Genomic DNA, 6,148 nt, shown 5'->3' on the forward strand with positions numbered 1-6,148 from the left:
CAAAACCAGGCGCGCGATGGTTAGATTCCGTTCGCGCCACTGGAAAGTTGGCGGTGGGCTCTCTCGAGGTCGGTTTAGTCAGGACGGAAGATCTGCGAGCGACGGCTGATCTTTCCGGCGGGCAGATGCGCCTCGACCATATGACGATGCGCGCCTATGGCGGCCAGTTTGAAGGTTGGTTCCGCGCCGACTTTCGTCCTGCCCCGGTCGGTCCTTCCTACCACATGCAGGGAAAGTTTGACCGCGTGCTTGCCGAGAGCCTGTGGGCCCGGCCGGGTTTGGAAGGGGAAGGAGCCGCCTTTTCGAGAAGTGGTAGCGGCTTGCCCGCCAAAATGTCAGTTGCCGGCTTACCCGATTCGGGTTCTCTGCTGGCGGGCTGGCTGGACGGTACCCTGACGCTGAAAAGCTCAGGGAGCACCCCCAGCGAGCTGATCGATACTCTTACCGGCAGCGTCCAGTTAAACTGGAACGATGGCCGTGTCACGCACTTCGATTTGCGCCAGGCCATGGAAGCGGCAACCAGGCCGGGATCATCCCGCCCCGCAGGACATGGGATCGGCTTCACTGCCTTTCGCTCGGCCACTGCCCATTTCCTCATTGCCGGTCGCCGCCTGGATTTCCGGTCGCTGACGCTCACGGTGGAGGGAACAGAACTGGAACTTGTCGGCACGGCTGGTTTTGATGGCAAACTGGCGCTGCGAATTTATCCGAAGGCAGCCATGGCGGCTCGTGCAGAAGAGTTCCGCGAAGCAGGACGACGAGTCACAGCGGACGACTCCCGTCCGGCAGCCACGCTACCCCTGAGCCCCACCCGGAGCTACCGGCTGACCGGCACTCTTTGGGAACCAAAACTCACGGCTACTACCGGATTGACTCAGCCCGGCCGCTAAAATTCAGCTTAGGGCGCCAGATGAATTCCCCTTTGCTCCAGTCGCTTCCAGATGGCAGTTGCCGCTCGGCGGGCGATAACCACAGCCCGTTCAGCCTCAGCGCGGGTGACAGGCTCCCACGTTCCTGGATAGCGCGCCTCCACCGCATAGGGAATCAATTCCTCGAGATCAGGCAACTCTGCCTCCAGCCCGGCCTCCATCGCGCAGAGATCAAGTAACCGCCGAAGGTTGTGTGTTCTCTCGAACGCAACCGCGTGGCTGGTGAGCAAAGCCTTCAGGTGCTTCTCAGCGCACTGCTGCGCGTGAAAACAAACCGCGTCGAATGGGGAATCATCGGCCAGCGTCAGGAGATGTTCTGCGGCCTTGAGGTCATTTCTGGCTCTTAGCACCCAGCCGACAACTATCGCTTCGACCTCAGGGGGTACGCTCATAGAGTACCCTTCCCTCGCGATCGGCCGGACGTATGATGGTACCCACCACGTTACGATATTTCTCGAACTCTTCGACGGTAACGACCACGATATCGGCAGCGGCGTCTAGGCCGCGCAGAGCCCGATACATGGCAGCAGCCTGAGCCCGTTTTGACCCATCCCCCTTAACTACCACCAGCAGGTCCAAATCGCTCGCTTCCGTCCCCGCGCCGCGCGATCGGGATCCAAACAAGATGATCTTCAAAGGGTAGAATTGAGAAATCAAGCGTTCGCACACTTCTTCGATTGTCCGTTCGGTAAGCATTTTCTCGTACCTGCCACAATGTTCCGGGTCGTATCCGTACCCAGGATGAGGATCCCATTTGGGTCGCGCCTAGTCTATGCGACGGCGGCTGTGACGGCAACTACTCGTTCGAATGCAATCTGATTGACGGGCTTGTTTTCCTCCAATGCCCCTTGACCGGCACCCTTTGGGAATCAAGACTCACAGTTGCTACCGGATTGACTCAGCCCGCCCGCTAGTTTGCCGCGCGAAACTAATCTCTCTCGGATGGTTTTGTTACCGAGCCTTGGGCGGATGCCTGCCGCTTGTGGATCTGCCTCACGCGCTCCAGGGTATCGATCTCTTCGACCGGCTTGTCAGCGCGAATGCGGAGGATACGGGGAAAACGCAAGGCAAAGCCGCTCGCATGCCGCCCGGAGCGTTGCACATTATTGAACGCCACCTCGAGAACCACGATCGGCTCCACTTTTCTGCAAAACCCTTCGTCGGCGAGCGTATGCCGCTTGAAAAAATCGGTGTACTCGACGATCTCGCGGTCGGTCAGCCCGGAATAGGCCTTGCCGATATCCACCAATTCGTCGCCATCCCGCACTGCGAAGGTGTAGTCCGAGAGAAGTCCGCGTCGCTTGCCATGGCCGAATTCGACGGCGGTTACCACGACATCGAGCGTCGCCAGCGGTCGCTTCAGTTTTAGCCAGGCTTTACCGCGGCGGCGGGGCATCGTCACCGGAGACGAAGGCATCCAAACGTGTTGATGCCGCGGTCAAAGTTTCTTCTCCTCCCGCTCCTTCTGGCCAGCCTGGCGAGTCCGGCGCGGCCGCTCGGGGCCGGGCAAGAACTCAAGGTTCTGCTCAAGCCCAGATTCCGCGCCGGTGAAGGGATGCGCTACGAGGTGGCGCTGCGCATTCGTTCGGAATCGACCAGCGAAGGTCTCATCAGCGGTCCCAATCCCCCCAACGTCTTTGAGGGCATGATCACCACCACCGTCCGCGTCGAAGCTCTCGAAGTCTCTGCTGAAAAGGGGACCCGCCTCAGCTTGACTTACGAAGAGTCGAGTGTGGACGTCAAAGGGGAGGCGAATGATCCGGACGTCGCCAAGCTCGAGGTGCTCTACGCCAAGTTGAAGGGAAAGGCAATCCTTTTCACCCTGGCAGCGGACGGGCGGGTCAGCCAGCTCGAAGACCCCGAGCACGCGATCGAATCGCAAGAAGCGATGCAGGCGATGCAGTCCTGGCTGAGCCAGAGCGCCTTTGCCGGGCAGACTCCCAACCGTCCGGTCGCACCCGGAGAAAGCTGGGAAAACGAGTTGCCGATGCAGTGGAGTTCGATCCCCGGAATGATCTGGCAGGCCCGCTCCACCTATCTGCGCAATGAACCGTGCCAGCCCGGAATCCTTCCGCCTCCGGGTGAGGCCTCAGACCAGAGCGTGCCAGGCGCGACGGGAACGTGCGCGGTGATTCTGACGAGTTACACCAGTCGTCAGAAAGACCCGGCTGCTCAAGAAGTCAAAGGGAAAGGCGGCACCCGGATGACTTCCCGGGCAGAAGCGACGGGCGAGGGATTGAGCTACCTCGCGCTCGATTCCGGACTGCTGTTCAGCTCCACGCAGAAGGGCGACGAACACGTGGAACTCACCTTCGAGCGGCCTCCTGAGATCGGGGGCAACGTGACTTTCCGCGGCCACGTTCATACCGAATCGAATGTAAGACGCCTCCCGGAACGCTAGCATCTCCGAACACGCCACCATGAGAACGTTGCGTCGGCGGAGAAGGTGCAACCCTTCTGCTCGAGCAGGCGTCTTCTGCCTCTGAACTGAAAATAGCCCGGCGATTCATCGCCGGGAATCCGGTGCCGATTTCGCGCAAGTCCCGTAGGGACGATTGAAACGAAAAACAATGCCCGCGCCTGACTTATTTCCCTCTCCGCCGATCCCTGTGCGCGTGTTCACAACTGACGATTCCACCGAGCGGGCTGTCCGCCAATGCGATGCCGGTCTGCGGCGGCAACTGACGCCGCGGCAGCTTGGGATGATTGCGCTGGGCGGCGCCATCGGCACGGGGTTGTTCCTCAGACGCGCCGTATCGGTGTGGCTGGCAGGTCCGGGCGTGATTCTTAGCCATGTCGCGGCGGGGTGTGAGCGGGTGCTATAGTTTCGTTGCCTGCCCTGAACCAATACGGTTCAGGGCCTGCCCAGGCGGGCCTCCATGCTTCGCCCCGAAATTCGCATCGGCACTTCGGGCTGGAACTACTGGCATTGGACGGGCCTCTTCTACCCAAAAGACCTGCCGCGCAGCCCCGAACCGTATGGTTCAGGGCGCAGCCGGTGGCTCGAGTACTACCAGTCGAAGTTTGACACACTCGAGCTGAATGCGAGCTTCTACCGGCTGACCCACGCGGCGACGTTTGCACGCTGGAAGCAGGCCTCGCCGAAGGGCTTTCTCTGGGCGGTGAAGGCCCACCGTGGCATCACGCACTTCGCGCGGCTCAAGGAGCGCGAGCCCTTGCAGAAGTTTCTCGCGGCGGCCAAAGAACTGGGCGAACAGCCTGGCGTCATCCTCTTCCAGCTTCCACCGAGCCTGAAATTTGACGCGCGCGTGGTGGGGTGCTTCCTGAGCTGGCTGCCGGAAGGGAAGCGCTACGCCATCGAGCCGCGTCACGCAAGCTGGCTTGAGTCAAAGCCGCTCGAGTTGCTCGCACGCCACCATGTGGCGCTCGCCATCGCCGACAGCGGCGGTCGGTTCCCTTCCGGCGAGCACCTCGGCGGTGAGGGCGGGGAAGGGTTACGGGACATAACTTTGAAATACAAAGTACTTGACAGAGTAGTCCCGATAGGTAGGATAGGGGCATGACTCGCCTCGGTCCGCTTCGCTCGCGTTCCCCAGACCCCGTGGCGCTTGACGCGCACGCTGCCGATAACCTGCGCTTCATCCGCGAGACGATGGAACGCGCGGGCTCCTTCACCGCCGTTCCCGGCTGGGGCGGGGTCGCGATGGGGATTACGGCCCTCGGCGCGGCCCTGGTGGCTCGGCGGCAGGCGACCCCTGAAGTCTGGATCGGAACGTGGCTTGGGGAAGCACTTCTTGCCTTCGGGATCGCCGGGTGGGCGATGGTGCGGAAGTCGCGCGCGGCGAAGATGCCGCTCCTGTCCGGTCCGGGCCGGAAATTCGCGTTGAGTTTTTCACCGCCCCTGCTTGTGGGCGCCCTGCTGACGCTCGTCCTGTATCGTCGGGGACTGGCCAGCGTGCTGCCGGGAACGTGGCTGTTGCTGTACGGGACGGGCATCGTGACCGGAGGGGCGTTCTCCGTAAAGATTGTTCCGGTCATGGGCCTTGGCTTCATGCTCGCGGGCGCAATGGCGCTCTTCTCTCCGGCGGCGTGGGGGAACGCATTTCTGGCGGCCGGTTTCGGCGGCCTCCATATCCTTTTCGGCATCCTCATCGCCAGGAGGCACGGTGGCTAAACAGAGCGGTTTGGCGCTGGAACGTCAGTCGAAAATGGGCGGCGCGACGCGCGAGCCCCGATTGAATCGTGGCGAGATGCGCGCCGTGCGCGGCCTCGGGGGAACGAGGGGCCCCAGGGAACTCGACCGGCTCATTCACGAGCGCACGCGGCTCGGGATCGTGAGCGCGCTTGCCGTCAACGAGTGCTTGGCCTTCAACGATCTGAAGAGATTGCTCGAAACAACCGATGGCAATCTGAGCGTGCACGCGCGCAAGCTCGAGGAAGCGCAGTACATCGCCTGCCAGAAGTCCTTTCGGGGCCGCGTTCCGAGGACCGAGTACCGCTTGACGGCAGGCGGACGCCGGGCGCTCGAACGCTATCTCGATCACATGGAGGCCCTCATTCGCACAGCGCGGGAAGGGTAGGCGCGGAAAATTTTTTTGGGATTATACTTTGCCGTACAAAGTGATTTACCGATGATTTCCCGTCTCGTGGCTGAGGCCCTGGATGGGGCGCGGGAGCAGTGGGCAAGCGGTCGGGAGGATGGCATGCCAGCGGGCTTGCACGTCGCGATCATCATGGACGGGAGCGGGCGCTGGGCGGTGGCGCGCGGGCGCCCGCGGGCCTCAGGCCATCGGGCGGGCGAGAAGGCGGTGCGCCGCGTGGTCGAGGCCGCGCCCGGCTTGGGCATCGGCACGCTGACCCTCTATGCTTTTTCTTCCGATAACTGGCAGCGTCCCCAGGGCGAGGTGGCCGCGCTCATGCAGCTCTTCGAGCGTTTTCTCGAGGCGCAAGCCGACACGTGCGCGAAGCACGGCATACGAATCAGCGTCATCGGCCGGCGCGACCGGCTGCCGGCGCCGTTGCGCGCGGCCGTGAAAGTCGCCGAGGCTCGAACCGCCCGAGGCCGCGCGCTGCATCTACGCCTTGCGGTGGATTATTCCGCCCGCGATGCCATCTTCCGCGCGGCGCGCCGCTTGAACGGGAGGACAAAGGTGTCGCAAGAGACATTCTCCCGGCTCTTGGCGGCTGCGATCCACGACGGTGCGCCCTCTCCCGATGTGGATCTTCTGATCCGCACCGGAGGCGAGCAGCGCTTGAGC

At 62.5% G+C, this 6,148-nt stretch carries 10 protein-coding genes; 7 read left to right on the forward strand and 3 right to left on the reverse strand.

All coding sequences use genetic code 11. The features are described 5' to 3' along the window. On the forward strand, positions 1-890 hold an 890-nt coding region (locus VIH17_10590), incomplete at its 5' end, for an AsmA family protein (GenBank protein ID HEY4683679.1). 8 nt (positions 891-898) lie between these two features. On the opposite strand, the gene VIH17_10595 is transcribed toward VIH17_10590, so the two are convergent. The 3 genes from VIH17_10595 to VIH17_10605 form a co-directional block, all read right to left on the reverse strand. Further along, positions 899-1,321: a HEPN domain-containing protein gene (locus tag VIH17_10595; protein HEY4683680.1), complete on the reverse strand. Its 423-nt coding sequence runs from the start codon at positions 1,319-1,321 to the stop codon at positions 899-901. Continuing rightward, on the reverse strand, positions 1,305-1,625 hold the full coding sequence (locus VIH17_10600; protein ID HEY4683681.1) for a nucleotidyltransferase domain-containing protein: 321 nt from the start codon (positions 1,623-1,625) through the stop codon (positions 1,305-1,307). Before VIH17_10600 ends, VIH17_10595 begins: the two co-directional genes overlap by 17 nt. Positions 1,626-1,857: 232 nt before the next feature. Beyond that, positions 1,858-2,325 (reverse strand): hypothetical protein, encoded by a 468-nt coding sequence (locus tag VIH17_10605; GenBank protein HEY4683682.1) that lies wholly within the window; start codon positions 2,323-2,325, stop codon positions 1,858-1,860. Between the two features lie 33 nt (positions 2,326-2,358). Here VIH17_10605 and VIH17_10610 point away from each other — a divergent pair, with 33 nt between their 5' ends. The 6 genes from VIH17_10610 to uppS all read left to right on the forward strand — a co-directional run. Then, positions 2,359-3,330 carry a hypothetical protein gene (locus tag VIH17_10610; GenBank protein ID HEY4683683.1) on the forward strand — a complete coding sequence of 324 codons (972 nt, stop codon included), beginning with the start codon at positions 2,359-2,361 and terminating at the stop codon, positions 3,328-3,330. Positions 3,331-3,499: 169 nt separating this feature from the next. Then, positions 3,500-3,754, forward strand: coding sequence for a hypothetical protein (locus tag VIH17_10615; protein HEY4683684.1), 255 nt, complete (start codon positions 3,500-3,502; stop codon positions 3,752-3,754). A gap of 54 nt (positions 3,755-3,808) precedes the next feature. After that, entirely contained in the window at positions 3,809-4,453 is a 645-nt protein-coding gene (locus VIH17_10620; GenBank protein ID HEY4683685.1) for a DUF72 domain-containing protein, read from the forward strand. After that, a complete protein-coding gene (locus tag VIH17_10625) occupies positions 4,450-5,064 on the forward strand; it encodes a hypothetical protein (protein ID HEY4683686.1) in 615 nt (204 codons plus the stop codon). The genes VIH17_10620 and VIH17_10625 overlap by 4 nt, the downstream gene beginning before the upstream one ends. Beyond that, positions 5,057-5,470 carry a transcriptional regulator gene (locus VIH17_10630; protein ID HEY4683687.1) on the forward strand — a complete coding sequence of 138 codons (414 nt, stop codon included), beginning with the start codon at positions 5,057-5,059 and terminating at the stop codon, positions 5,468-5,470. Before VIH17_10625 ends, VIH17_10630 begins: the two co-directional genes overlap by 8 nt. Before the next feature lie 51 nt (positions 5,471-5,521). Beyond that, positions 5,522-6,148, forward strand: a 627-nt coding sequence (uppS, locus tag VIH17_10635) for a polyprenyl diphosphate synthase (GenBank protein ID HEY4683688.1), incomplete at its 3' end; no start/stop codon positions are given.

The organism is Candidatus Acidiferrales bacterium, assembly GCA_036514995.1.
Classification (GTDB): Bacteria; Acidobacteriota; Terriglobia; order Acidiferrales; family DATBWB01; genus DATBWB01.

Excerpts from the sequence above, each read along its gene's own strand:
- VIH17_10615 (HEY4683684.1), top strand. The coding sequence starts at position 3,500 with ATGCCCGCGCCTGACTTATTTCCCTCTCCGCCGATCCCTGTGCGCGTG.
- VIH17_10600 (HEY4683681.1), bottom strand. The coding sequence starts at position 1,625 with ATGCTTACCGAACGGACAATCGAAGAAGTGTGCGAACGCTTGATTTCT.
- VIH17_10625 (HEY4683686.1), top strand. The coding sequence starts at position 4,450 with ATGACTCGCCTCGGTCCGCTTCGCTCGCGTTCCCCAGACCCCGTGGCG.
- VIH17_10620 (HEY4683685.1), top strand. The coding sequence starts at position 3,809 with ATGCTTCGCCCCGAAATTCGCATCGGCACTTCGGGCTGGAACTACTGG.
- VIH17_10595 (HEY4683680.1), bottom strand. The coding sequence starts at position 1,321 with ATGAGCGTACCCCCTGAGGTCGAAGCGATAGTTGTCGGCTGGGTGCTA.
- VIH17_10605 (HEY4683682.1), bottom strand. The coding sequence starts at position 2,325 with ATGCCCCGCCGCCGCGGTAAAGCCTGGCTAAAACTGAAGCGACCGCTG.
- VIH17_10610 (HEY4683683.1), top strand. The coding sequence starts at position 2,359 with ATGCCGCGGTCAAAGTTTCTTCTCCTCCCGCTCCTTCTGGCCAGCCTG.